At 34.3% G+C, this 25,648-nt stretch carries 24 protein-coding genes and 1 tRNA gene; 15 read left to right on the top strand and 10 right to left on the bottom strand.

Annotated elements, in window-relative coordinates:
- Positions 1-39 precede the first annotated feature (39 nt).
- The 4 genes from PL77_RS00470 (at position 40) to PL77_RS00455 (ending at position 4,417) form a co-directional block, all read left to right on the top strand.
- Positions 40-1,455, top strand: coding sequence for an SPOR domain-containing protein (locus tag PL77_RS00470; protein WP_044200595.1), 1,416 nt, complete (start codon positions 40-42; stop codon positions 1,453-1,455).
- A gap of 2 nt (positions 1,456-1,457) precedes the next feature.
- Positions 1,458-2,510, top strand: coding sequence for an o-succinylbenzoate synthase (locus tag PL77_RS00465; protein WP_044200593.1), 1,053 nt, complete (start codon positions 1,458-1,460; stop codon positions 2,508-2,510).
- A gap of 180 nt (positions 2,511-2,690) precedes the next feature.
- Entirely contained in the window at positions 2,691-3,440 is a 750-nt protein-coding gene (locus PL77_RS00460) for a hypothetical protein (protein ID WP_044200591.1), read from the top strand.
- 230 nt (positions 3,441-3,670) lie between these two features.
- Positions 3,671-4,417 (top strand): hypothetical protein, encoded by a 747-nt coding sequence (locus PL77_RS00455; protein ID WP_044200589.1) that lies wholly within the window; start codon positions 3,671-3,673, stop codon positions 4,415-4,417.
- 83 nt (positions 4,418-4,500) lie between these two features.
- Here PL77_RS00455 and PL77_RS00450 read toward each other — a convergent pair whose 3' ends face one another.
- Positions 4,501-6,096, bottom strand: a complete 1,596-nt coding sequence (locus PL77_RS00450; RefSeq protein ID WP_044200587.1) for a peptide MFS transporter — start codon at positions 6,094-6,096, stop codon at positions 4,501-4,503.
- 238 nt (positions 6,097-6,334) lie between these two features.
- Between PL77_RS00450 and floA the strand changes: the two genes are divergently transcribed.
- Positions 6,335-7,348 (top strand): flotillin-like protein FloA, encoded by a 1,014-nt coding sequence (gene floA, locus PL77_RS00445; RefSeq protein ID WP_044200585.1) that lies wholly within the window; start codon positions 6,335-6,337, stop codon positions 7,346-7,348.
- A 474-nt stretch (positions 7,349-7,822) separates the two neighbouring features.
- Here the strand turns inward: floA and PL77_RS32260 are convergent, their stop codons facing one another.
- From PL77_RS32260 to PL77_RS00420, 5 genes are all read right to left on the bottom strand, one after another.
- Positions 7,823-9,244: a nucleoside recognition domain-containing protein gene (locus tag PL77_RS32260; protein WP_044200583.1), complete on the bottom strand. Its 1,422-nt coding sequence runs from the start codon at positions 9,242-9,244 to the stop codon at positions 7,823-7,825.
- 7 nt (positions 9,245-9,251) lie between these two features.
- Positions 9,252-10,028: a FeoB small GTPase domain-containing protein gene (locus PL77_RS32255; RefSeq protein ID WP_216595866.1), complete on the bottom strand. Its 777-nt coding sequence runs from the start codon at positions 10,026-10,028 to the stop codon at positions 9,252-9,254.
- Positions 10,015-10,968, bottom strand: coding sequence for a metal-dependent transcriptional regulator (locus PL77_RS00430; protein ID WP_052444056.1), 954 nt, complete (start codon positions 10,966-10,968; stop codon positions 10,015-10,017). Before PL77_RS00430 ends, PL77_RS32255 begins: the two co-directional genes overlap by 14 nt.
- A gap of 284 nt (positions 10,969-11,252) precedes the next feature.
- Positions 11,253-11,846 carry an OmpW family outer membrane protein gene (locus PL77_RS00425; RefSeq protein WP_044200580.1) on the bottom strand — a complete coding sequence of 198 codons (594 nt, stop codon included), beginning with the start codon at positions 11,844-11,846 and terminating at the stop codon, positions 11,253-11,255.
- 18 nt (positions 11,847-11,864) lie between these two features.
- Positions 11,865-12,509, bottom strand: a complete 645-nt coding sequence (locus PL77_RS00420) for a DUF4136 domain-containing protein (protein WP_082026335.1) — start codon at positions 12,507-12,509, stop codon at positions 11,865-11,867.
- 220 nt (positions 12,510-12,729) lie between these two features.
- Between PL77_RS00420 and PL77_RS00415 the strand changes: the two genes are divergently transcribed.
- The 3 genes from PL77_RS00415 (at position 12,730) to PL77_RS00405 (ending at position 14,129) form a co-directional block, all read left to right on the top strand.
- Positions 12,730-13,266: a hypothetical protein gene (locus tag PL77_RS00415; RefSeq protein ID WP_044200577.1), complete on the top strand. Its 537-nt coding sequence runs from the start codon at positions 12,730-12,732 to the stop codon at positions 13,264-13,266.
- A 71-nt stretch (positions 13,267-13,337) separates the two neighbouring features.
- Complete coding sequence (locus PL77_RS00410) at positions 13,338-13,739, top strand: YkvA family protein (RefSeq protein WP_044200983.1); 402 nt, start codon at positions 13,338-13,340, stop codon at positions 13,737-13,739.
- 144 nt (positions 13,740-13,883) lie between these two features.
- Positions 13,884-14,129 (top strand): hypothetical protein, encoded by a 246-nt coding sequence (locus PL77_RS00405; RefSeq protein WP_044200576.1) that lies wholly within the window; start codon positions 13,884-13,886, stop codon positions 14,127-14,129.
- Between the two features lie 88 nt (positions 14,130-14,217).
- Here the strand turns inward: PL77_RS00405 and gcvT are convergent, their stop codons facing one another.
- From gcvT to PL77_RS00390, 3 genes are all read right to left on the bottom strand, one after another.
- Complete coding sequence (gene gcvT / locus PL77_RS00400; protein WP_044200574.1) at positions 14,218-15,318, bottom strand: glycine cleavage system aminomethyltransferase GcvT; 1,101 nt, start codon at positions 15,316-15,318, stop codon at positions 14,218-14,220.
- A gap of 239 nt (positions 15,319-15,557) precedes the next feature.
- Positions 15,558-15,631: transfer RNA gene (locus PL77_RS00395), tRNA-Met, on the bottom strand.
- Positions 15,632-15,849: 218 nt separating this feature from the next.
- Positions 15,850-16,287: a DoxX family protein gene (locus PL77_RS00390; RefSeq protein ID WP_044200572.1), complete on the bottom strand. Its 438-nt coding sequence runs from the start codon at positions 16,285-16,287 to the stop codon at positions 15,850-15,852.
- 250 nt (positions 16,288-16,537) lie between these two features.
- Between PL77_RS00390 and PL77_RS00385 the strand changes: the two genes are divergently transcribed.
- The 3 genes from PL77_RS00385 (at position 16,538) to PL77_RS00375 (ending at position 21,766) form a co-directional block, all read left to right on the top strand.
- Positions 16,538-18,877: a TonB-dependent receptor domain-containing protein gene (locus PL77_RS00385; protein ID WP_044200569.1), complete on the top strand. Its 2,340-nt coding sequence runs from the start codon at positions 16,538-16,540 to the stop codon at positions 18,875-18,877.
- Between the two features lie 134 nt (positions 18,878-19,011).
- Complete coding sequence (locus tag PL77_RS00380; protein WP_044200567.1) at positions 19,012-20,214, top strand: thioredoxin family protein; 1,203 nt, start codon at positions 19,012-19,014, stop codon at positions 20,212-20,214.
- Positions 20,215-20,572: 358 nt separating this feature from the next.
- On the top strand, positions 20,573-21,766 hold the full coding sequence (locus tag PL77_RS00375) for a thioredoxin family protein (RefSeq protein ID WP_044200566.1): 1,194 nt from the start codon (positions 20,573-20,575) through the stop codon (positions 21,764-21,766).
- An 81-nt stretch (positions 21,767-21,847) separates the two neighbouring features.
- Here PL77_RS00375 and PL77_RS00370 read toward each other — a convergent pair whose 3' ends face one another.
- Positions 21,848-22,882 (bottom strand): guanosine monophosphate reductase, encoded by a 1,035-nt coding sequence (locus PL77_RS00370; RefSeq protein ID WP_044200563.1) that lies wholly within the window; start codon positions 22,880-22,882, stop codon positions 21,848-21,850.
- A 194-nt stretch (positions 22,883-23,076) separates the two neighbouring features.
- On the opposite strand from PL77_RS00370, the gene PL77_RS00365 reads away from it, so the two are divergent.
- The 4 genes from PL77_RS00365 (at position 23,077) to rplI (ending at position 25,257) form a co-directional block, all read left to right on the top strand.
- Positions 23,077-24,024 (top strand): GTP-binding protein, encoded by a 948-nt coding sequence (locus PL77_RS00365; RefSeq protein WP_044200562.1) that lies wholly within the window; start codon positions 23,077-23,079, stop codon positions 24,022-24,024.
- A 135-nt stretch (positions 24,025-24,159) separates the two neighbouring features.
- A complete protein-coding gene (rpsF, locus tag PL77_RS00360; protein ID WP_044200560.1) occupies positions 24,160-24,528 on the top strand; it encodes a 30S ribosomal protein S6 in 369 nt (122 codons plus the stop codon).
- Positions 24,528-24,782, top strand: a complete 255-nt coding sequence (rpsR, locus tag PL77_RS00355; protein ID WP_044200558.1) for a 30S ribosomal protein S18 — start codon at positions 24,528-24,530, stop codon at positions 24,780-24,782. Before rpsF ends, rpsR begins: the two co-directional genes overlap by 1 nt.
- A gap of 31 nt (positions 24,783-24,813) precedes the next feature.
- A complete protein-coding gene (gene rplI, locus PL77_RS00350) occupies positions 24,814-25,257 on the top strand; it encodes a 50S ribosomal protein L9 (protein ID WP_044200556.1) in 444 nt (147 codons plus the stop codon).
- Positions 25,258-25,648: the final 391 nt, after the last annotated feature.

Genomic DNA, 25,648 nt, shown 5'->3' with positions numbered 1-25,648 from the left:
ACCAATGTGTATATATTCCACTAGATAATTTACAGACAAATGAAGTATAGGTTTAGCTATTTTTTTATTCTACTAATCAGTTCATTAACTTTTTTCAGCTGTAGTGTAGAGCAATTTGATGAAGAAAAACCTTTCTCTATCAAAATATCCTCTTTTAGAGAATATGATGATGCTGAAAGAGCATTTGATAGAATTAAAGATCTAGGAATAAAACCGTATATGATCACGCAAAATTCCTCTGAAAATGGGAAGTGGTTCCATATTATGGCGGGTACAGAAAAATCACTAGAAGATATTTTATCCTTGAAGATGAATATTGAAGATGATTTCCGTTTAACTGGCCTTGAAATCCAAAATTACAATAAGATTGCAAAAGAGTTATATCCGGTTAAAGATGATGGAGATATAGAAAACTATCCTGTCACTTGGCCAAGTCTTGATCTCATCGCTCAATTACCCTTTTCTTCGAGTCATGTATTGACCGATGTAAAGTCGCTACATTATTATAAGGACATTAGCCATAGGCATAATAAAATCAGTAAGAATATTGACTTTGATTTACCTCGTGGTCTTTCCATCAAGATGTTCAATAAAAATGTAGAGGAAATTGCTGAAGCACGTTACCTCGATCCTGTTTATAAAGATGAGGTGGTAGTTCATATCATTAAACTTCATGAGAAACATAAAATGGGAGAAGAGGTTGCTAAAATGATTGCAGAGAAAATCATGAACTCCAAAAAGTACAATGTCCAAAAAATGGATTTTTACGAAAGTAATAACAATTGGGGCATGAAAGGTTATGCAGTCACAATCAATCCCAAAGGGTTAAAATCGTACCTAGTACAAGAAAGTGGTTCAGGACTTTTGATTGCATTGTTTCAATCCACCAATAATGATATCAACCTTTTAAAAGGGTTGTCATCTAAGATTGGAGAAGATAAATCGATTGAAAATTACCACTCCATTGGAAGGATATTAGGGGCATTACCCGATAATGTTGGCTCAACAGAGCGATTAGTTGCTTTTAAATTTGAAACCAAGAAAAGCTTAAGAGGGAAAACGGCACTTTTGGAAGTGAAAGAAACAAATGCTGATTTCTTATTCAATGATTCTGCAAAACGAACTATTGTTTACCAATTTGAAAATTTCAATGATCAATCCGTAACGGATCGTATTTTTAAGAAAAGGTATTCGACTTATATCAATGATAGTAAAGTTGAAAAGTTTTTAGTGGGAAGTCGTGATGCTTTTATTTATAAAATAAGAAGACGTAACCCTGAGACAAGACGAATTGCTTACATGGCAGAGTCCATCATTTTTCAGAATGATAGATTGATCGGTAAAGTATCTAATTACAGAGATGGATTATATTCTGATGCTGAATTAGTAAATAAATTATCTTCATTACGTTTGGGAGAGGATTTCCAGTTGAATGAATCAAATAATGTTCTTTAAGAATGTTGAAATTCGAATATACTAAAAGGGAATTAAGGTTTAATTTTCCTGCAAAAACGTCCAGAGGGGCGATTGAAGCTAAAGACTGTTTTCTAATAAAAGTATATCATTCAGAACGCCCTGATGTAGTGGGTTGGGGTGAATGTAATATTTTAAAAGGTTTGAGTATTGATGCTTTCCCAGATTATGAGGAGCGTTTAAAAGCAGTACTTCATGTGTGTAACACTTCTTTGGAGACACTAGCATCTTTAGGTGATTTTGTAGATCGTGAGGAATATCCTAGTATCTACTTTGGATTAGAAACAGCCTTATTAGATCTTCAAAATGGAGGAAAAAAGATAATCTATCAAAACAGTTTTGTAGAAGGTACTCCCATTCCGATTAATGGTTTAGTTTGGATGGGTGATAAATCTTTTATGAAAGAACAGATTGACAAAAAGCTTCAAATGGGTTTTGATTGCATCAAAATAAAAGTGGGTGCATTGAATTTCCAAGATGAACTGGACTTGTTGAAATATATCAGACAAGAGTTTTCATCCGATAAAATTACATTAAGAGTCGATGCAAATGGTGCTTTTAAAGTTGAAGAAGCACTTGAGAAGTTAAACCGATTGTCTGAATTTGACTTGCATTCCATTGAACAACCTATATGGGCAGGGCAAGTAGAAGAAATGGCCAATTTGTGTGAAAAGACACCTATTCCTATTGCCTTGGATGAAGAGCTGATAGGAGTTAAAAAAGACGCTCAGTTTGATTTATTAAAAGTAATTCAACCTCAATATATCATTTTAAAACCTGCTTTAGTTGGAGGTTTGGAGGCATCACAAGAGTGGATTTATTACGCTGAGTCATTGAATATACCATGGTGGATGACTTCCGCATTAGAATCTAACGTTGGACTAAATGCTATTGCTCAGTTTACAGCGAAGTATGTAGTTGATAAACCTCACGGCTTAGGGACAGGGCAGCTATATCATAACAACTACGATTCTCCCCTTACAGTTAGTGACGGTACCCTCTATTATGATAAAAATAAGGGGTGGGAAATAAGTTAATTTTATAACAATAAATACAATTAGTGTAATTATAAATGACATTTTATTACAGTGAACCAAAGGATTGATACCTTTTGGAATGTTATCCTTTACTTTGCAGTATAAATTAAATTACTTTCTTACTGCTATACCAAACTTTTCTTTTACTCAAGGTAGCAGGTGACTTAACTATGTATTAAAATGTTTTACTCAAGGCTGTTCTTAATAGTTATATTACTATTAGGAGCAAAACGACTAATTGCTCAAGACTTTTCAACCGCAAAAGAATTGAAAAAGTATTACAAGGAAAATTGTAATCAATTTAAAAACCCTAAGGATGGATGGAATGAAGCATGGGTAATATTACCTAGCGAAACGGAATTTATTACTGATCTTAAAGGAGAAGTTGTCAATGCAAGAGTTTTCGTAGATGATGGAACTATTCAACAGGTGTATTACCAAGGAGATAGTTACGGTCGTCATGTTTACGCTCTTGGAGCAATGAAAAAGGGTAAGACTACTTTTCAAAAAGTAATCTTAGATATCAATGATAACCTGACGGAAGTATACACGGCTTATACGCATACAGTTATATTTAAACCGAAGACTTCCGTAGTTGCATCTCCCTTAAAAGAAATGGAAAAGGTAGGGGGAATCACTTTCTTTTCGAAAGAGAACAAAATTGAAAAGCATGGTTTTTATGTTTTTGTCGAGAATACAAAAACAAATGATTATGATTTCTTGGGGTTTGTCAATAAGAAATGTAAAAATGCAACGAACTGCACTCCAGAAAATAGCTTACAATTACAACTAGGTAGTAAGGAGTATGATATTGTTTCGGTGCAAGATAGAATTTTATTTAATAGACAAATGCCTACACAAAAATATTCAATTACGGTAGATAGTGAGCATTCTGAAACGATTGAGCTCACTACGGCAAAAGAAAATTAGTACTTTTCATTTATTTCAACAACACATCAATGTATTAGCACTAAACTATCATAGTGATATGTTTAATGAGCCTATTATTAAATTCTGACTTTCAATAAGGAAAGGGTTTATGAAATAGGCTCTTTTTTTTGATATCTTCAGTAGATCTTACAAGAGTAATAAAGGATGTAAATTCAGTGTTTGTGTTCTTCTTAAAATAGTGATATTTGTATAAACCTAATTTTACTATCATGTATCACTCAAGAATTTCACTTTTAATAGCCTTTATTATAGGGGCTGTACAATTATTGAACGCTCAGAATTTCACTACCCAGAAAGAGCTAAAAAAATATTACAAAGAGAATAGTAATAAACTACCAAGTCCTCAAGAAGGATGGCATAAAGTATGGATTATTATGCCTTCTGAGTCCAGTTTTCTTTCAGGTTTTGAAGATGAAGTAGTAAATGCAAAAGTCTTTGTGAAAGATGGAGAAGTTCATAAAGTATTCTATGAAGATTACCAATATGCACAAACGGTCTATGCACATTGTTCAGTCAAAAATGGAAAAGCCGTATTTAAGAAGGTAATTTTTAATGTCAATAATAATTTGACAGAAGTATATACGGCATACAATCATACCGTGATTTTTAAAGAAGAAAGTAATGAAAAAAGTGTTCCTCTAGAAGCCGTTGAAAAAGCGGGAAAAATGACCTTTTTTAGTTCAGAAAAGAAAGTTGAAAAACAAGGTTTCTTTGTCTTTGTGAAAAATGAAAAAACTCAAAGGTATGATTTTGTAGGTTACCTCAATAAAAAATGCAGTGAGGTACAGGAATGTAACGAGGATAATGGATTACATTTCTATATTAAATCTGGTAATTATGAAATGCTAGCCGTTCAAAATAAGATTCAGTTTAATCGTCATATGCCTATCAATACGTATGATGTATTGATTGAAGATCATGAACAACGAACGCAGGAGATTATTGCAAAGAAGTAGTTATACGTAAAAGATTAAAAATAAAAACCCCTTATGGACTTTTTAAGAACCATAAGGGGTTGATTTATGTAGAAGGTATACTCTTAGTGAATACCTTTCATCATCTTGTTTAAGATTGGTGATACAGCAAACGCTACAGCTGCCGCAATTAATGCGTATACTGTAATGAAGTAGAATGTATCAAAACCATAGCTTTGAGAAATAGCTGTCATTTGTGCAGCTAAATAGTTACCCAAAGCAATAGAACCCATCCAAAGACCCATCATTACTGATACGATTTTGGCTGGAGATAATTTTGTAATCATTGATAATCCAATTGGTGACATGAATAGTTCACCAACAGTGTGGAAAAAGTATACCATCACTAACCACAATGGAGAGATTAGCATTTTTGATTCTGTGTAAGTATCATTAGCTAATGCCATAATACCAAAACCAACACCTAAGAATACTAATGATAAAGCAAATTTAACTGGAGTTCTAGGGTTTAACTTAGCTTCAGAAAGCCTTGTCCACATGATTGTGAAAATTGGAGCTAAGATAATGATAAATACTGCGTTGATGGATTGGAACCATGATGCGGGAATCTTAGCTGAAGCCAAATCAACTTCTGAGTTAAATATAGAATTAATTGAATCTGATAAAGATCCTAAAATTGAAGCTGAAAAACCTAAGTTTACAAGTGCTCTTTCTGTATATTCATTGGCAAAAGTATTGAAAGAAGTACCTGCTTGTTCAAAACCTGACCAGAAAATTACATTGAAAACGGCAAGTGCTAAAATAACACCTACACGGCTCCATTCAGTACCACCAGAAGTATTTTGAAAAATAGTTATGGCTAAGTATCCAATGCCACCTGCTGCAATAATTTGAACAATAGTGTTTATGATATCAGCATCTACATTTACTAATGCCCAAACAGTAGCGTATGTAATTACCGCTAAAACACCAACATAAACTAGGATTTGCATCCAGTCTTTTTGATTTAATTTGAATTTAGATGCAGGGTCATCTTTAGGAGCCATACCAACAGCATGACCTGTTTCACCACTTACAATAGAAGTTTCTCTAAAGAAGAACCAAATTGTCGAAGCAATCATACCGACACCTGCTGCAATAAACCCATATTCCCAACCTACGTTTTCAGCTAATGAACCACCTACGAAGTTTGTTACGAATGCACCTAAGTTGATACCCATATAGAAGATTGTGAAACCCCCGTCTTTATTAGGGTCATCTGAACTATATAAACCACCAACCATTGTAGAAATGTTTGGCTTGAAGAAACCATTACCGATAATAAGTAAACCAAGTCCTAAGTATAAAGAAAGTTGTCTAGCTGTTACTAATTCACCTAATCCATAACGAACTGAAGCTGCCATAGTAAACTGGCCTAATGCCATAAGTAGTGCACCAATGTAGATTGATTTCCTTTGACCAATAAGTTTGTCAGCAAGAATACCACCTAAGATAGGAGTGACGTATACAAGAGCAGTAAAAATACCATAGATTTCGTAAGCTCCAGTTTTTTCAAGCCCGAAACCGCCATTCATTAAGGTTGCAGTTAGGTAAAGGACGAAGAAACCACGCATTCCGTAGTAGCTAAAGCGCTCCCAGAATTCTGTGGCGAACAAAGTGTAAAGCCCTTTAGGGTGGCCTGTTGAAGTTGCCTTATTCACAATTTTAAATTTTGGTTAGTAATAAATTTATTTTAGACGTAAAAAATCTCCGATGGAAGTCGAAGTTTTAAAAACATATTAATCATTAAGTCTTTTTTTACGTTTAAATGTTTAATCCACAAATATGCAAAATATTCTAGAAAGAAAAAGTTGATATTTAGCATAAAAACACTCATTTTTTTGTATTATCTTTCCAATAAGTATTAATTTTTTCATTTATATAAACATTAAATAATTAATGAACTTAACTATTATCGCAGGATTATTGGTTTTAGGGATAGCAGGTTTCTTTACGTTATTGTACTTTGTTCCTGTAAACCTTTGGATTACAGCCATATTCTCAAATGTTAGAATAAGCTTAATAAGTTTAGTCACGATGAGAATTAGAAAAGTGCCACCAAAAGTTATCGTCAACTCATTAATTACTGCAACTAAAGCTGGATTAGATTTAAATACTTCGGATTTAGAAACACATTATCTAGCAGGTGGTCATGTGCCTTCTGTAATCAAAGCATTAATTTCTGCTGACAAAGCCAACATTCCATTATCATTCAAACAAGCTGCTGCTGTTGATTTAGCAGGTAGAGATGTATTTGAAGCGGTTCAAATTTCAGTAAACCCACAAGTTATCAATACACCTAACGTTTCTGCTGTAGCTCAAGATGGTATACAATTGGTCGCTAAAGCAAGAGTTACAGTAAGAGCTAATATTGCTCAGTTAGTTGGTGGTGCAGGTGAGGAAACGATCTTAGCCAGAGTAGGTGAAGGTATTGTAACATCAATTGGTTCGTCATTATCTCATAAAGAGGTATTAGAAAATCCAGATAAAATTTCAAGATTAGTATTAGAAAAAGGTTTGGACTCAGGGACAGCCTTCGAAATCTTATCGATTGATATTGCTGACGTTGATGTTGGAGACAACATTGGGGCAAAACTTCAAATCGATCAAGCAGATGCCGACTTAAAAGTAGCAGAAGCAAAAGCAGAGGAAAGAAGAGCAATGGCCGTTGCTGTAGAGCAAGAAATGAAAGCGAAGACACAACAGTCAAGAGCAAAAGTAATTGAAGCAGAAGCAGAGGTGCCATTAGCAATTGCAGAGGCATTCAGAAGTGGTAATCTTGGAATTATGGATTATTACAAGTTGAAAAACCTTCAAGCTGATACAACGATGAGAGACTCTATTGCTGAAGCAAGTAGAGATGATCAAGTTCAAGATAAAAAATCAGATGATGAGGAAGAGGATGAAGATTAATCTTTAGATTCATTTTGATCAAAAGGGATACAAGACATTAATTGGTTTTGTATCCTTTTTTTGTGACAAGGTTTTTAATTGATCCGTAATTAGAGAATCGTTTAGTAGTATCACCATTAGCCTTGAAGGGAAAAGTGTGAAGAATTTCATGAAGTGAGCCGTTAGAAATGATTTTGCTGTTTGAGCATCTCAAAACGATGAAGTTTTGATCGAGTTATCCTTTCAATAGGCGAGAGAAATGGAATTTAGCTTTTAACTTCTAAGCCTTGAATTATTTTTGTTTTTGTTTCAAAACAAAAATAAAGAAGAAGGAAATTTGAAAATAGATCCTATAATTACTTGTAGAAAGTTCTATTGAAAGTTGATGGTCATTGATTTTACAATGTAGTTGTAACACCGTAAAATAAATTGGTGAATAAAAAAAGCCCAAAACAGAAGTTCTGGACTTTCAATGATATATAATTAAGTTTTCAGTTATAACATATAATAAACCTGAGCTACCACAAAACAAACTATAAATCCTAAGATCACTGGCCCGATAGAAGCTAGAGTAGTCCATCGAACACTGTTGGTTTCTTTGTAAATAGTGTAAATAGTAGTACTACAAGGATTGTGAATCAGAGAGAATAGCATCACATTAATGGCAGTGAGAAGTGTCCACCCTCCGGCGACTAGTACCTCGTGTGTGTTACCCAATGAATCTAATTCAAACATTACTCCATCACCAGAACCATATCCTGTAATTGGAGCGGTCATCACCGTCAGCATTAAAATAGTAGGGATTACAATTTCATTGGCAGGAATTGCTAAGACATAAGCCAAAAGAATAACACCATTTAAACCTATCAATAACCCAAAATTATCCATCAAGTAAATAAGATGATTGGCAATAGAAGTGTCACCGATTGTGATATTACATACTAACCAAATTACCGCACCAGCAGGAGCCGCAAATACACATGCCCTCCAAAGTACAATTAATGTTCTATCGATTAGTGAAGTGTAGATGGTTTGTAGAATTCTTGGTTTTCTGTAGGGCGGTAATTCTAAAGTAAATGAAGAAACCTCACCTTTTAAAAATGTTTTAGAAAGTGCCCATGAAGAAGCAAATGTAAGTCCTATTCCAAGTAACGCAACTCCAATAACACTTGCAGTAGACACTAAACTCTGATACGAATCAGGAACCATTTGTCCAATAAAGATGGTGCCTAAAAGTATTTGTGTAGGCCAACGTCCATTACAAAGGGAAAAGTTGTTGGTGATAATCGCAATTAATCTTTCTCTTGGACTGTCAATGATCCTTGTGGCAATTACGCCAGCTGCATTACACCCAAAACCCATACTCATGGTCAAAGCTTGTTTACCATGTGCTCCTGACTTTCTGAAAAGTGCATCTAAGTTAAATGCTATACGAGGCAAATACCCCAAATCCTCTAGAATTGTAAAAAGAGGAAAGAAGATTGCCATAGGAGGGAGCATTACTGAAATCACCCACGCTAATGAAAGAAAAACGCCATCAATTAGAAATCCGTTTAACCACCAAGGTGTACCAAGATCAATAGCAAACGCTCTTAACCATTCATAGGCATTATCGAGTAGTAAAAAAGCTAAAAATTGAGAAGGGTAGTTAGACCCAATAATTGTAAGCCATAGTACTACTGCCAAAACACAAAACATAATGGGAAAGCCCCAAATAGGACTCGTCACAATACTGTCTATGGTTCTATCTATATTGAAATTCTCTTTCTGTCCTTCTTTTATAACAGTTCTATCAGCAATATGTGCTGCATTTTGATAGATACTTTCAGAAAGCTTATCATGAAACTCTTGCCCAATTTCCCATCTTGTTTCAGCAGCCTCTTCTAAAAGTGATTTAATGGCACTATCCTTATCCATCGTTGCTTTATTTGTCGTTTATAAATTCCCCTTCTTCAATTGCTTTTATTATATCTTCATCACCGTCTAACAGTCGAAATGCAATCCATCTTGCATTCGGTAATCCCGGATAAAGGCTTTCAATCGAAGCTTGAATCTTAGATACTTTTTTGTCTATCTCTTTAGGGACATTTTTAATTCTGTGGGGAGTACATTTGATTTTCCCTTTCGCCACATCGTCCACTGTTTTTAGCAGTTCTTGTATTCCTACATTTCTAATAGCAGAAGTAGCCACCACTGGTATACCCAAATCTTTTGAAAGCGTACGTTCGTCTACAGTAATATCATGACGCTTTGCTTCATCAATTAAATTAAGACAGAGTACAGCCTTGTCTGTAATTTCTAAGATTTGCAATACAAGGTTCAGGTTTCTTTCCAAACGTCCAGCATCCACTACAATGATGGTAACATCTGGCTTACCAAAGAGAATAAAATTTCTTGCAATTTCTTCATCTTCAGAAGTAGACATCAAGGAATATGTACCAGGAAGGTCAATGATCTTATAACTGTTGTCATTGAACATAAAACCGCCTTCAGCTCTTCCTACTGTTTTCCCTGGCCAGTTACCTGTATGTTGTTTTAAACCTGTTAGATTATTAAAAACAGTACTTTTTCCTGTATTCGGATTTCCCGCGAGTGCGATTACATAATCTGTATTTTCAACCTCAACTCCCAAACGTTTTAAGCTTGTATTGGGATTATGAGCACATGATTCGCAGGCACTTGGTGTATTATTCTGCATCATTATTAATCTTTTTAATTAATATCATGTCTGTTTGTTCTTTTCGAAGTGCAATTAGCGTTTCTCTAATTAAATAAGCGGTAGGATCTGACAGAGGACTTACCATGTTGATGCTGATCTTTGAGCCTTTTACAAACCCAAGATCTAATAATCTCCTTCTGTTGATACCTCTACATTCAGAAGAAAGCCCTGTAATGACTGCTTTCTCTCCTTTTTTGAGGAGGGATAGCCTAACAATTCCTTTTGGTATTTCTTCTTCTTCTTTCAGCACTTGTACCGTAATGTTTTCAAGGTCTTTTTTATTGAAATTCAATGCATGCCCTTCAGTAGCGTAAACAGAAGATGTAAAATTGATGGTCATGATGGAACCAATATGCAGTCCTTGTTTGATGATAGATTTATAAACTCTTTTGGGTTCATCCTCTATATGTAAAACTTTTACAGTGCAATTATGTTCTATTTTTGATAGGGTAATTCCTTTTAATTTAGGTAGTTGACCGTCTTTTGTTGGAATTGGGTCGCCATGTGGATCAAATTGAGGGTTTCCTAATTCCTTAGACATTAAGTTCACTTCCTCGTCGGTAAGGGCATGTTCCATTTCTTCAGCTTTATGGTGCCATGAACTTTTTGAGAAACCTGTCTTTTCAGAGAGGTATTTTTCATAAATTCTATGTCTACGTATCAGTTTGATGGCAGTAGTTCTCCCTTTCTCTTCTAATAAAAGTGATTGATTTGAATTGACAATAGATTGATTTTTAATTAATTGCTGAATACTCTTGTCAATTTGTTCTTCAGAAAATACGAGCTCATTATTAATGCTTTGGAAATTAGAGGTTTTATTTTTTTCCTCGTTTTTATACAAGTATTTCAAAACATCTTCTTCTATTATACTTTGGTCCACTCTTTTTAGAAGGAGTGTATTTAACCAATTCTTTATACCCATCGCAACCTTAAACCTTTTGATTTTATGTTCTTCAGTTGAAGACTCGAATGTCCAGTTTCAACTTCTTGGTGTAAATATAACTTTATTTTTAGGCTTGTCTAAAAATTTTCACTTTTTATTCATTAAAATATAAAAATTAATGCATGAAGCCGTCTGAGAGTAGACCGTATTAACTTCCAATTAAATACTATAAAGGAGAGGTATTTCGTATTAGGATTTAGAAAAGAGAAAAGGCCGATAAAATGAATTATCGACCTTTTAGTATTTATGAGTTGCTAACGTTCTTATAAATCAAAAGCAAAACCTATATTAAGGCTCCAGTATTGTTGTGAAGGCAGTCCATTTGCCTCAGCAGCATAATTGTATTTGACATTACTTGTAAAGTAAGTGCTGTGTCCGATGGGTACCAAAACACCCACTTCTGGAGCAATATTGAAGTGCCATTGCTTATCTACCCAAGCCAGTGATCCAATCTGATCAGTGTACTCGTAGTGTGCGGCACCAATTCCACCACCAACATAAGGTCTCACACCACCTTCTAGTCCAAAGTAGTAGTGATAAGTTAGCATCAATGGAATTTCATTAATATAGCTATAATTGTTTCCAGAGATATGACCATCTCCTAAAGGTTGGGTTGTAAACCCTTTGTTTTCATAGAAGCGGTGATAGCCTACTGAAAAACCAACACTCATATTAGGATTAATAAAGTGTCTGTAATCAAAGTTTCCACCTCTAAAACTTGCATCTCCAGTAAAACCAGCTGTATTGCCAGCAGGTGCCGACATACTGTAGGTTAAACTAAAAATATTTTCTTGTGCTAAAACTGATCCACTTGAAATAACTACAAGTGTGACCAAAATTGAAAAAATCTTTTTCATAATGATTTATTATTGTAATTATTTATCCAAATAAGGAGATTGTTCAAACATTTGTCTAATATTCTTTTCAGCTCTTCTTTGTTCATCTTTGTCATTGGTTGTAAAACCATTTGTCAAGCCTTCCCAAAGAATTGGTATAGCAACACTGTCATTTTCACTTAAAGTAGCAGGTAATTGTGTAGGGGTGTTATCAGCCAATTCTACAGTAATAGTACCTTTCTGATAAGCACTCACGCCTTGTATTGGATAAGGATACCATGGGTAACCCCATCCTGGACCCCATCCCCAGCCAGGGTAACCACCCCACCAGTTCCACCAAGTATATACTGTGGTTTTTGTTACAGAGTAGCAAAGAGCAACAACATCAGGTTGTTCTGAAGCACCTTCTTCAATAAACTCCCAATTTTTATTAAGCATTTCTTCCTTGACTGTATTAAGAATAACCAAATCCATCTCAGTTAGTTCGTTTTCAGTAGTATCACCAACGTGTGTTACTTTCCAGGGCATTCCAAAGGTCTTTCTATTTTCGAAATCAGCTTCAGGTGATACATTCGTGATGACGATGTCATAGTCGTCTGCTGATTGAGGACCTTGAGGATCACAAGCTGTCAAAAATGCCATAATTGACATTAATGAGAGCATTTTAAGTCTCAAGAATTTCATCTTTCTGATTGTTTAGTTGTATTAATAAAATTAAGTTTTGCTATACCTATGTATACCTTACTGACAAAAAACGGTTGGATATAGACATTGAATTTAATTTTAATTAGGATAGATTAAGACTTTTAAAATATTGATTTATATTGAAAAATAATTCTATATGAATTGAAGTAAACAGTGTTGTTATGTATATTCAAATAAGACACAACTAAATACAGACCAAATGAGCTTAATATTTGATTTAATTAGAGAGCGTAAGATCAATACTACGGAAGCTATAATTTTACAATTTTATACATTGAACAATTCTTTTACTGAACCTAACGCAATTGTAGCTGAAGAACTCAATGTCTCCCTCTCTGTTGTCAGTAGGGCAAAAAGGAAGTTGATACAGTTAGGATTAATTGAAATACAAAAGAATTATACAAACGGTTTAGCAAGAGATGCGGATACTATCACCACTAATCAAAATATATTAGAACTTTTTGGTTTGAATCACGAAGCTTCAATTAAAGTTCAAGAAACACCTGAACAAGTAACGAATGATGATGAGGTGGTACTCATACAGCAACTGATCAAAAAACACCTTCGAAAATCGTCACGACCTTGTACGATAAGTAATATTGCCACTCAAATCTCCAAAATTAATGGAAAGATAAAACCTAAATCAGTAGAGAAATACAAAGAGGTAATTATGAGTGAAATTACGAAACAAGGTTATCAATGGTACAATAATGGAGTATTTGCTACATTACTTTAAGAAGTATGAAGCCAAAAAAAAAATTGGTATTATTATGTACATTTAAGAGCTATACGAAATCAAAGTTAATAATGAATTACAAAGGAATAATAAAATACGCAGGAGAGGAGATCATAAAATTTTCTTCTCATTTTACTGAAAAAGGTTTTTGGGAGAAACTAGGGAAGTTTTCACAAAAGGCAGGGATGAAGTTGTCGTTTTATGCCTTAACTCTTTTTTATACAATGATGGACGAAGATACTCCTAACTCATCAAAACTTATGATTATGGGGGCTTTGGGTTATTTTATTTTCCCAGTGGATCTTATTCCAGATATAGCACCTGGAGTGGGTTTTACAGATGACTTAGTGGCACTTACTGGGGCATTTGTCAATGTTGCTATGCATGTGAAACCTGAACATAAAGAGAATGCGTTGAATAAAATGAGACAATTTTTTGGAGATACAATTACATTGGAAGAAGTGGAATTGTAATTTTGTAGTAAAATAAATAATTATTCCAAGTATTGTAGAGCTCTTATTCGTGTTGGTTAAACACTTGTGTTTCAAAGTTGTATATTTGATGTAACTTTTTAAAGATACATTCTTATTCGTTTAGTAACCATTTTAATAACTACCATGACTAGAGAGCAAAAAATCCAAAAATTTTTGATGGGTCTCTGCTTAAATGCAGGAGAATCAATGGAAGACATCGCAAAACATTTAGGCGTTTCATCAAATAGTGCTGAAATCAAAGAGATCATGCATTATTTAGAACAAGAAGGTTTTATCAAGAATACTCGAGTGGAGTACAAAAGCACAAAAACATCATTAACGAAAAAAGGAGATAGACAAGCAAGTTCATTGTTGGAGGTTTCTAACTAGAACGGTTTTTTATCTTGTGAAAGAAATTAAGGGCATCCATTTAGTTTAAATGAATGCCCTTTTTATGTATCACTGTATTGAAATAAAACTATCCTTTGTAGAATGGAAGTTTACTTACAACAGCTTTCAGTTTTCTATTTCTTACTTCAATGATCACTTCAGTACCTGCTTTTGTATGAGGTCTGTTGATGTATCCTAATGCCACACCTTTACCTAACATTGGAGACATTGTACCTGAAGTTAAATGACCAATTTCTTCTCCTTCTAATGTAGTTACTTTGTAACCACCTCTAGGAACACCTCTGTCAATTAACTCAATACCCACTAAGCGGCGAGTTACTCCTTCTTCTTTTTGTTTGGCAAGGTTTTCAGAGTTTGTGAAGTCTTTAGTGAATTTAGTCACCCAACCTAAACCTGCTTCAAGAGGAGAGGTAGTGTCATCAATGTCATTACCATACAAGCAGTATCCCATTTCAAGGCGTAGAGTATCTCTTGCACCTAGTCCAATAGGCTTGATGTCATAGTCTGCACCTGCTTCGAAAATTTTCTTCCAAACTTCTTCAGCATCTTTATTAGGAACATACAATTCAAACCCTCCAGCACCAGTGTAGCCAGTAGCAGAGATAATCACATTGTCAACACCTGCAAACATACCTTTTTCAAAAGTATAGAAAGTCATATCTGATAAATTGACATCAGTCAATGATTGCATTGCTTCAGCCGCTTTTGGACCTTGTACTGCAAATAAAGAAATTTCATCAGAAGCGTTTGTCATTTCAACACCTTCAGTATTTCTTTCTGCAATCCAATTCCAGTCCTTTTCAATGTTGGAAGCATTGACTACTAACATGTATTCTTCATCTTTGATTTTGTAGATAATTAAATCATCTACAATACCACCATCCTCATTCGGAAGACATGAATACTGTGCTTTTCCATCAAATAATTTTGAAGCATCATTTGATGAAACTTTTTGGATTAGATCTAATGCTTTAGGGCCTTTCAAAAAGAATTCACCCATGTGTGAAACATCAAAAACACCAACACCATTACGTACTGTTTTGTGCTCCTCAAGGTCAGACGAGTATCTTACAGGCATGTTGTAACCTGCAAAAGGAACCATTTTAGCACCTAATGATTCATGAACATCATTTAGGGCAATTTTCTTTAGTGTTTCTTGATCACTCATGATTTAGTATGTGTTTTTTCGGTTAAAAAACGCGGTATTCAATGACAGTTAAATACCTCTTAGCAAAATTTTGTCAAATGTATAAAATATGATTCAAATAAGAGCAGGATTAGATTATATATTTTGAAGTGGAATTAGGGTTCTGAGTTTTTTAGGTAAAAGTACTTGGAAAATGAAAGTTATTAAGCGATGAAAAAATGCATAAAAAAAGCCCAAGGTAATTTTACCTTGAGCTTTAGTAGCGAGAACGAGAGTTGAACTCGTGACCTCCGGGTTATGAATCCGACGCTCTAACCAACTGAGCTACCTCGCCATTTCGGAGTGCAAATATGGGGTGTATGCTTTTAAAGTGCAAATCCTATAGCGGTAATTTTCGTAAAAAAATGTAAAGGGAAGAGTAAGTCTTTATTATTGAATGAAATAAAAAGTGTAGTTTTTTAATGTATAATTCAAAATAAAATTTTAAATCCCCTTCTCATATCATCATTTCCTGAAGAATAGGATGTTTTCTACTTATTTCTTTTAAAACCATTAAAGATTTTTTTGTCGATTTTGATAGATTATATCCAAAGACCATTTCCCTCCACCATTGACAAAAAGAAAAATACTTCCCAATAACATTGACCAATCTGTTCTACTTGCATGCATCATGCTCCAAAAGCCATCATTGTCTAAAATGACAAGCTTAGTAGTAAGGATTGCGGTTGTCATAATAATAGTTGTGACTAAACTACTAAGTCGTGTAAATAATCCAAAAAGAAGAAATATACCACATATAATTTCCCATAAACCAACAAATGAACCTAAAAACTCATGATGTGGAAGTCCAATTTTTTCAAACCGACCAGCACCTCTAATAGCGGGATATAAAAATTTTTGTATTCCTTCTGAAAGAAAAACGACTCCCAGCATAACGCGAATTAATATAAATGATGGATTGGGAGTCGTTTGATTGATTTTTGATAACATTTCGGATGTATTTAAATAAGTGCCTGTTCAAATTATCTATAGCTTAAATGTATTTTAACCAAACCTAAGTTTAGATTCATTCTACATTTATAATCTATATTTAATTATGATCAGCTACTTAATTGATTTTAAGTAAGGGCAAAAATACATTAGTAGATTTAGTATTGAATGGTCTATTTGAAAATTAAATAGACCTTAAAGAGATAGGTTTGAGTTTTTATATCTTCTTATTTTTTCTATTTTTGCAATCATGTTGCAAAAATACTTTTTAACCATCTCATTTCTTTTAATTTCTTTAATAATTTCAGCTCAAAATAATAACTACAACGGGGTTGTAATCGATTCAGAATCAAGGACTCCATTAGAAGGGGTTTCAATTAAAGACGTTGAAAATGAGGAAATACTAGCCTTAACGGATAAAGGCGGTAAATTTAGTTTTACAAGACAAAAGAAAAGCTTAGTCTTGAGTTTTCACTTTTTAGGTTTCGATGAAAAAGAAGTAAAAGTGAATGCAGGTAAAAAAATAACCATCTCATTAGAGCCCTCTTTACAGGAGTTAGATGAAGTAGATGTGCATAGCCACGGTCATGATGAGTTGTCTCTTTCTGGACTTAATACCACAAGTGTGAGTTCGTATGATTTAGAAGTACAAAGAGCAACAACAATTTCTGAAACGCTTTCAAAAACAGCAGGTGTTTCTTATATCAGTACAGGTGTGGGTATTTCTAAACCTACAGTGAGAGGAATGGCAGGGTCAAGAGTTGTTGTGAGTGTGGACGGAGTGAAACTTGAAGACCAACAATGGGGTATGGATCATGGTTTGTCTGTTGGACAGTCAACCGTAGATGAAGTGGAAATCGCTAAAGGTGCTGCAACATTAAAATATGGATCAGATGGATTAGGAGGTGTGATCAGAATGAAATCACCAGAACCTCTTGGTGAAAATAAAGTAGAAGGAAGTGCCATATTAAACTACAAAAGTAATAATGACTATTTCGGTGGAGAGTTTAAAGTCAACGCACAAAAGAATAAAGTCTTTTATCAACTTTCTGGAGGATATGATGATTTTGGAAATTACCAAGTTCCAGCAACACGATTTGATTATTTAGGAGGAGTCTATCAAATTACAAATGGCTTCTTAGCGAATACAGGAGGTAATATTGGTTCTATTAAAGGAACCGTTGGTTTCAGTGGTAAAAAATGGGTGACAAGCGTATCATATAGTATGTTTGATCAAACGGTAGGTCTATTTCCTGGTGCAACAGGTATACCTACGCAATCATGGATTGATAGCTTTGGGAATGCAAGGAACCCCGAAATTCCAAGACAAGAAATCATTCATCAGATGGTTACTTTAAATTCTCATGTGGATACATGGGGAGGTGTACTTTGGATGGATATAGGTTATCAGAACAATGACAGAAGAGAACTTTCCGATCCTTCTCGTCATGGAAGACCTGTAGGTGAGGAAGGGTTTGTGGCTAATGCTCTTGATCTTCAAACCGTTTCAACAAACATCCATTTCGACAAAGAAAATGAGAAGAATAAATGGGAGGTAGGTGTCTCTTATGAACTACAAGAAAATTCAAGAAGTGGTTATGACTTTTTAATACCTGATTACCTTCAAAATACGTTTGGAGCTTACGGTATTGTAGGTTATAAATTAGCCTCAAATTTAGATTTAATTGGTGGACTAAGGTTTGATTATATATCTTTTGCATCTGAACAATTTACAGATACATTCTTCAAGGACCCTCCCGGTAGTGACAATCCTTGGGTGAGAGCAGAACCAATCAACAAAGACTATTTTAATTTCGCTGGGTCTTTTGGTTTACAATGGACGATGTTTAACGTAATCAATGCAAATACTAATGTGGCCAAAACGTTTAGAGCACCAACGGCAAACGAGTTAGCGGCAAACGGTGTACATCACGGTACCTTCAGGCATGAACAAGGAGATCCGGATCTAAACCCTGAAGAAGGGTATCAGTGGGATATTAACCTTTCCTATTCTTCCAAAAAATTAAATGTATCTTTTAGTCCTTATTTTAACTATTACACGAATTATATCTACCTAGCAGCTAGCGGAGATGCATCAACGCTTCCAGATGCAGGGCAGATTTATCGTTATACTGAAAGTGCAGGCTACTTCTTTGGTCATGAATTTATGTTGGATTGGGAAATTTCTCCATCATTTAAGTTCTCAAATGCAACCGAATATGTATATGCTGTAAATACTGATTTAAATAGGTCATTTCCATTTATACCACCGTTGGCGACCTTAAATGAAATTACTTATACAGCGAATATCAATCACAGTTTCTTCTCAAAACCTTTTGTAGCTTTCAATGCTGAATTAGTACAGGCCCAAAATAGGGTAGATCGTAACGAGAAAAGGACGGAAGGATATGCTGCATTTGGTTTCAAAATGGGGACAGGTTTTTCAATCAATAATGTTTACGGTAATTTATTATTCAGAATAGATAACCTGACCGATAATGTATATATGAGACACCTTTCTCGATACAGAATTTTGAATATCCCAGAACCTGGTAGAAACTTCTCTGTAAGTCTTAGTGCTTGGTTTTAATCATGATTTATTTTGACTATATTGTATGAGTCAAATTATCAAAGTATTTCGGAAATAATCTTGACCCAAAGTTGAAGCTTTGGGTTTTGTTTTATCTAAAAAAATACATTCTTGAAATCAAACTATACTTACCTATGAAAAAAATTACGCTAACATTTCTTTTTTCTCTTCTGATACCCTTTTTCTTTGCTCAAGCTCAAGGTATTGAGTTTTTTGAAGGCTCATGGAAAGACGCTAAAATTGAAGCAAAAAAGACGAATAAATATATTTTTGTTGATGCCTATACTACTTGGTGTGGCCCTTGTAAATACCTTAAAAAGAATGTTTTTACAGATAAAGATGTTGGGGAGTTTTACAATGCTCAATACATTTCTGTAGCCATTGATATGGAAAAAGGAGAAGGAGTTCAATTTGCAAAAAAGTTTGAAGTAAAAGCGTTTCCAACTTTGCTATATTTAAATCCTAATGGTGAATTAGTGCATAAGATGGTAGGAGCCGCTGAGCCAAGAGATTTTATTCAATATGGAAAAGATGCATTAGATCCCTCGAAACAGTTTTATACTTTAGAACGAAAAGTTAAATCAACTCCCAATCCATCCAAAGATGAGTTGAGAAGTTATTTACAATTAGCCTATGCTGCAGCTTCATCAGAAAAAATGTTGCTGGATAAGTGGCTAGCAATGCTTAAGGAGGAAGACTTTAATGACAAAGAGAATTTAAAATTAATTGCTCATGCCACTTCAGTTGCAGAAGTATCAGATGAAGTAGTGAAAGTATTTCGAAAAAATGAAGAGAAGATCATGTCTCAGTTTGATAATTTCACTGCAAAGGATATGTATCAAGAAATAGCAAGTAATACGCTTTATGATATTCAAGAAACCGCATCACTGACCGAATGGAATTCTGAGAAAAATCGATTGATTAAAGCCTTAGGTAATGAAAATGTCGAAGAAGTCTTCCCTTCATTAGATGCAGTATTTTATATCTCCAAAAAAGATTGGCAAAATGCTAGTTTAAGTATTGATAAAGTGATTATGATTTATGAACAAGCAAATGATCCTTATTTATCTCAGCGATTGAATACTTATGCATGGGAATTTTTTAAATCGAGGGTTGGGGAGAAATATTTGAAAAAAGCACTGACTTGGGCCAATCGATCTGTAGAATTAAAAGAAGGGTACGCTAATTTGGATACGCAAGCACACTTATATTATAAGTTGAAAAAGTACGATCAAGCAAAATTTTCAGCTGAAAAATCTATTGTATATGCAAAAGAGAATGGACAAAATTACACCTCAACACAAACTTTATTAGATAAGATAAATGCGATGTTGTAAGTGTCACAACAATAAAAACTCATCATGAACTCAAAAAGCTCATTGGAACTGAAGATATCAGTATCAATGAGCTCTTTTGTTTGCTGTTTTGTGATAGGAAACTCTGAAAAGCAACATGCATAACGTCTTGTTGGATTTAACAATGGTTTTTGTAATTAAAGTAGAGAACCAGAGTGGTGAAATTATCTTTTTTGTGGGTGTTAATATGTTATTGCAGAATAAAATTTTGTTTTTATGAAACAGGGTTCTGTTTTTTATTCTATTTTTACGGCAATTAAAGCAACAATGGAAAGCTGACTACTATTCATTAGTATGCCTATTTTGACAAACTATTTTACGTTCTCTAAAAAAGTAAGAAATGAAAAAAACTATTCTAACACTAATTATTAGTGTTATTGCTTTCACAACAAATGCACAAGGGATTAACTTTTTCGAAGGCAGTTGGGAGCAAGCTAAAGCAGAAGCTAAAAGAACCAATAAACTAATTTTTGTGGATGCTTATACTACATGGTGTGGTCCGTGCAAGATGTTGAAAAGAGATGTTTTTCCTAAAAAAGAAGTGGGGGATCTATACAATGAAAATTTTATCTCAGTAGCACTGGACATGGAAAGTTCTAGAGGGATGGACTTTAAAAACGAATTTACAATTACCTCTTTTCCAACATTGATGTATTTTTTACCTGATGGTAAGTTAGTTTACAGGAAATCAGGGGCTCCTAATCTTAGGGGATTTATTGAACAGAGTAAAAAAGTGGTGAATTTATCAGAGGAAATTATCACATTGAAAGGTGAGCTGAAAAAGACAAATTATTCAAAAGAGCTTCTGACACAATATTTATCTATTGTTTACAAAGGAAATTCTTCAGATAAAGAAATGCTTGACTTATGGTTTTCGAAGTTGGAAGAGTCAGACTTTAAAGAAAAGGATGTCTTAGAGACTATCGGGCATGTAGCATCCCAACAAAGCATTACTTCAAAATATGTCTTGATGTTTACCAACCTAGAAGAATATTATTTACAATCTCATAGCGTTAATGAAGTTGATAAAATATATAACTCAATTATCTCGAATACGTTGTACCCATTATTTAGAAGAGGATCAATAGGTGATTGGGAAGCACAAAAGAATGTTATAGAAAAAATATTAGGCAAAGACAAAGCGGAGTATTATTATTTATCACTTGACGTTCAGTATTATCTTAGCAAAGGGAATTGGAAAACGGCATCCTACAGTGCCGACAAATTTATAGCACTTTGTGAAGTAAAAAACCAAAGGAAACTATTTATCGAATTAAATAAATTTGCATGGAGTTTTTACAGGGCGGAGGTAAGTAAAAAGTATTTAAATAAAGCATTACTTTGGGCTAATAGGTCGGTAGTACTTCAAGAGCAAGCTTTTAATTTAGATACCCAGGCAAATATACTTTATAAGCTAAAAATGTATGAGGAAGCTAAGGTAGCAGCAGAAAAGTCAATAGAGTTAGCCAAAAGTAGAGGAAGGAATCCTGCGGGTACTCAAAAGCTTTTAGATAAAATTACTAAAGCAATATAGATTTAATATAGCATCAAAATAAAAAGTAGCCTTGCAGTATTCAGAACTACAAGGCTACTTTTTTTAATTTATATCGTTAAATTAGTTACGGACACCATGAGCTTTTGACTCATAAAGTCCTGAAGTTGTCATTTCAACAAACTCCACTTCACCTTTCATCTGATCAATAGAAGTAGCACCTTGGTAAGTCATACCAGATGCTAAACCACCCAAGTATTTTTTAATGATAGGCTCAACTGGCCCTTTGTAAGGGACTAACGTTTTTTCACCTTCAACAGAAATTACTTCCCTTGATTTTTTATTGTCTTTTTTCAACTTACTGATCGCAGCATCAAATGAAGCCATACCTCTGTAAGTTTTGAATTTTCCCTCAGTCGTTGTAATCAATTCACCAGGAGCTTCATCAGTACCAGAAACAATCGAACCAACCATTACATTGTCAGCACCAACACCAATCGCTTTTACCACATCACCAGGTTGTTTAATACCACCGTCAGCACAAATTGGAATTCGGTTACCTACCGCTTGATATACATCGTCAATCGCAGTTAATTGAGGCACACCAGAACCTGTCATGATACGAGTTGTACACATTGAACCAGGACCGATACCTACTTTTAGTGCATCAGCACCCCATTCCAAGAAATCTACCGCAGCATCTCTAGTAGCAATATTACCTACCATAACGTCAATTTGAGGGTAGTTTTTCTTGATGAAGAGCAATGTTTCTTTCGTCATTTCAGAGTGACCGTGAGCAATATCGAGAACGATAATATCAACTTTTGCCTCCGCAAGAGCAGCTAATCTTTCCTCATAATCTTTAATTCCTAAAGCGGCAGCACAAAGTAAATTTTCAGCTTTCACTTTTCTCACTTCGTTAGCTTGTTCTTCGATCGTTAAGAAACGGTGAAGTACACCTAAACCACCCAATCTACCTACTGCAATACACATTTCGCTTTCACAAACTGTGTCCATATTTGCAATTAAAACAGGTATGTCAATAGTATGATTTTTAGTAACTTTAGTCTTAAAACTAACATCTCTTCTCGATTTGATGGTATTGTACTTCGGTACGATTAATACGTCATCAAAACTATAGGCTTTTCTGATTTTCATAATGGAAGATTATACTCTGATTTTATATTCACAAAACATACAAATATACGGAATTGAATCATTTTATAAGTACACTTGGAATCCTTTTTTTGTGAAGAAAACATAATGTTATGAAAGGAGTATTCTAATATGATTTCAATTTGTATGAATGCTTATTAACTTTGCATCCACAAAATTTTCTGGAAAAAAACACTATGATAAAAGTAACATTAATAACAGGCTTCTTAGGAGCAGGGAAGACAACATTTTTAAATAATCTTATTCAAAAATATCCTGATACAAAATTTGCTATCATTGAAAATGAATTTGGTGAAGTAGGAATTGATGGTTGCTTAGTCGTAGATACCGAGCAAGATGTTTTTGAATTGTCGAATGGATGTATTTGCTGTAGTTTAAATGGAGAACTTAGAGAGGTCTTAAGAAACTTACTTAAATCTGGTAAAGAAATAGATCACTTATTAGTTGAAACTACAGGTATAGCGGAGCCTTCATCAATCGCAGCAGCTTTTGTAGGAGATCCGGCTATTTCTAAGTTATTTGAATTAAACGCATGTATTTGTATTGCGGATACCTTAAATTTTGAGCAATCTCTAAAAGATCATGAAGTAGCATCAAAGCAAATTGCCTTCAGTGATTACATAGTTTTATCAAAATGCGACCTTTCTACAGAGGAACAAGTAAAGAAAATGGCTTTCTACTTGAAACTCATGAACCCACTAGCTTTGGTGGAGAAAAATTACAATGGAGAAGTAATTGAAAAAGATATTCTTAACCTCAATTCCTTTAATGTAGATAAAGTAGAAGAAAGGGCTAGTTTTATTGGAGCTGCACACGAACATGCTCATGGAGAGGTGGTTTCTCATGCGTTTACTTTTGAAGGTGAGGTTGATCCCGTAAAATTAGAAATGTGGTTGTCTGTCTTATTTCAATTGCAATTTGAGGTGATTTTCAGATTCAAAGGTATTTTTAATATTAAAGGAGAAGAGAATAGGGTTGTCATCCAAGGAGTTCGAAATGAGTCAAAAATCAATATAGGCTCCGCTTGGAAAGAAGGTGAAAAGCGTGAGAATAAGATGGTGATTATCGGTAAAGGTATTAAAAGAGCACCGATTGAGAAGAAAATCAAGTCATTACTACGCTAAATCTGTAAATTCTTGTTAAGTCCTCAATACCTTTTGAAAAAATATTGGCTTTGAAATAATAAATTATTACTTTTGCACACCCGAATTATGTTCGGGGATTGAAATTTTTGATTATTTCAAAATTTATTTTAAAAAATGGCATTAAAGCATTACGAAGTAGTCTTCATCGTGACACCTGTGTTGTCCGATTCCGAAACCACGGAGGCTATTGCTAAATTCGAAAGTCATCTGAAAGAGGCAGGTGCAGACGTGTACTCATCAGAGGACATGGGACTTAAAAAGTTGGCGTACCCAATTGCAAAGAAAACTTCTGGGCACTACCACTTGTTTGAATTCAAAGCAGATCCTTCGATCATCGCTAAATTCGAAATTGAATTAAAGCGTGACGAAAACATTTTACGTTTCTTAACTGTGTCTTTAGACAAGCACGGTGTGAACTTCAACGAAAGAAGAAGAAACGGTGAGTGGTCAAAAAAATCTGAAACTGAAGAAAAAACAGCATAATGAGTCTCCAAAACGAACCAATCAACAGAAAGCAAGAGCGTACTAAGAAGTACTGCCGCTTCACAAAGTACGGTGTGAAATACATCGACTATAAGGATCCTGAATTCTTATTGAAATTCTTAAACGAGCAAGGTAAAATTTTACCTCGTCGTATCACTGGTAACTCGCAAAAATTCCAAAAGAAAATTGCTACATCAGTTAAGCGTGCTCGTCAATTAGCTCTTCTACCTTACGTAGCAGACGGTTTAAAGTAATCTTAATTAGATATTAAAAAATTTTTCTAAAATGGAAGTAATTTTAACAACAGATATCAAAGGTTTAGGTTACAAAAACGATATTGTAAACGTTAAGCCTGGATACGGTAGAAACTACTTGATCCCTCAAAACTTTGCTAAATTAGCTACTGAAGCTAACATCAGCATGAGAAACGAAGAGATCAAGCAAGCAGCTCACAAACTTGAAAAAGTGAAGCAAGATGCTGAAGATTTAGCTGCTAAAATTGGTGAATTGACACTTTCTCTTACTGCTAAAGCTGGTGAGAGTGGTAAAATATTCGGTGCAGTAACACCTTTACAGGTGGCTGACGCTTTAAAAGAGCAAGGTTTTGATGTTGACCGTAAGCGTATCGGTTTCTCTTCTGAGATCCGTATGTTAGGTGAATACAAAGCAGTCCTTGATCTTCACAAAGAAGTTCAGCACGAAATTACATTAGAAGTAGTTTCTGCATAATTAAAGTTTAAGAATTTACTGCCGTTAGGCAGCAATCTTATCACTTTGAGTTTTTTCCTTAAAAGGCTTTTCTAATTTCGATTAGGAAAGCCTTTTTTGGTTGTTTAGAAAAAAATGTAGTAATATTAAAGTTTGCAATTAAATTTCTCATTTTAAATTCAAAGTACTGGGACTAACTACTAAAAAACAATTTGTAACATTTTCTCCTAGTACTTTCATCTAAGTACAAAGTCAGAAATAAATTGTGGTTAATTCTAATTTATTTTTTGAGAGTGCAACGCTAAAAAACGTATTAATAGTGGTTCTATTGAAAGTTTTTTGAAGGAAGTAATCGCAAAATTATAAATGGAATTAGTATTAGATAATTTTGAAATTGTACTTATATATTATT

This window comes from Flammeovirga sp. OC4, assembly GCF_000812565.1.
GTDB lineage: Bacteria > Bacteroidota > Bacteroidia > Cytophagales > Flammeovirgaceae > Flammeovirga.
Note: the sequence above shows the minus strand (reverse complement) of the source record. Positions and strands in the feature narration are given on the sequence as shown.

Coding starts and splice junctions, on each gene's coding strand:
- PL77_RS00410 (WP_044200983.1), top strand. CDS start 13,338: ATGAATTACAAAGGAATAATAAAATACGCAGGAGAGGAGATCATAAAA.
- PL77_RS00370 (WP_044200563.1), bottom strand. CDS start 22,882: ATGAAAATCAGAAAAGCCTATAGTTTTGATGACGTATTAATCGTACCG.
- PL77_RS00455 (WP_044200589.1), top strand. CDS start 3,671: ATGTATCACTCAAGAATTTCACTTTTAATAGCCTTTATTATAGGGGCT.
- PL77_RS00425 (WP_044200580.1), bottom strand. CDS start 11,846: ATGAAAAAGATTTTTTCAATTTTGGTCACACTTGTAGTTATTTCAAGT.
- PL77_RS00430 (WP_052444056.1), bottom strand. CDS start 10,968: ATGGGTATAAAGAATTGGTTAAATACACTCCTTCTAAAAAGAGTGGAC.
- floA (WP_044200585.1), top strand. CDS start 6,335: ATGAACTTAACTATTATCGCAGGATTATTGGTTTTAGGGATAGCAGGT.
- PL77_RS32255 (WP_216595866.1), bottom strand. CDS start 10,028: ATGATGCAGAATAATACACCAAGTGCCTGCGAATCATGTGCTCATAAT.
- rpsF (WP_044200560.1), top strand. CDS start 24,160: ATGGCATTAAAGCATTACGAAGTAGTCTTCATCGTGACACCTGTGTTG.
- PL77_RS00465 (WP_044200593.1), top strand. CDS start 1,458: ATGTTGAAATTCGAATATACTAAAAGGGAATTAAGGTTTAATTTTCCT.
- PL77_RS00380 (WP_044200567.1), top strand. CDS start 19,012: ATGAAAAAAATTACGCTAACATTTCTTTTTTCTCTTCTGATACCCTTT.
- PL77_RS00420 (WP_082026335.1), bottom strand. CDS start 12,509: ATGAAATTCTTGAGACTTAAAATGCTCTCATTAATGTCAATTATGGCA.
- PL77_RS00375 (WP_044200566.1), top strand. CDS start 20,573: ATGAAAAAAACTATTCTAACACTAATTATTAGTGTTATTGCTTTCACA.
- PL77_RS00365 (WP_044200562.1), top strand. CDS start 23,077: ATGATAAAAGTAACATTAATAACAGGCTTCTTAGGAGCAGGGAAGACA.
- gcvT (WP_044200574.1), bottom strand. CDS start 15,318: ATGAGTGATCAAGAAACACTAAAGAAAATTGCCCTAAATGATGTTCAT.
- PL77_RS00470 (WP_044200595.1), top strand. CDS start 40: ATGAAGTATAGGTTTAGCTATTTTTTTATTCTACTAATCAGTTCATTA.
- rpsR (WP_044200558.1), top strand. CDS start 24,528: ATGAGTCTCCAAAACGAACCAATCAACAGAAAGCAAGAGCGTACTAAG.
- PL77_RS00385 (WP_044200569.1), top strand. CDS start 16,538: ATGTTGCAAAAATACTTTTTAACCATCTCATTTCTTTTAATTTCTTTA.
- PL77_RS32260 (WP_044200583.1), bottom strand. CDS start 9,244: ATGGATAAGGATAGTGCCATTAAATCACTTTTAGAAGAGGCTGCTGAA.
- PL77_RS00460 (WP_044200591.1), top strand. CDS start 2,691: ATGTTTTACTCAAGGCTGTTCTTAATAGTTATATTACTATTAGGAGCA.
- PL77_RS00390 (WP_044200572.1), bottom strand. CDS start 16,287: ATGTTATCAAAAATCAATCAAACGACTCCCAATCCATCATTTATATTA.
- rplI (WP_044200556.1), top strand. CDS start 24,814: ATGGAAGTAATTTTAACAACAGATATCAAAGGTTTAGGTTACAAAAAC.
- PL77_RS00415 (WP_044200577.1), top strand. CDS start 12,730: ATGAGCTTAATATTTGATTTAATTAGAGAGCGTAAGATCAATACTACG.
- PL77_RS00405 (WP_044200576.1), top strand. CDS start 13,884: ATGACTAGAGAGCAAAAAATCCAAAAATTTTTGATGGGTCTCTGCTTA.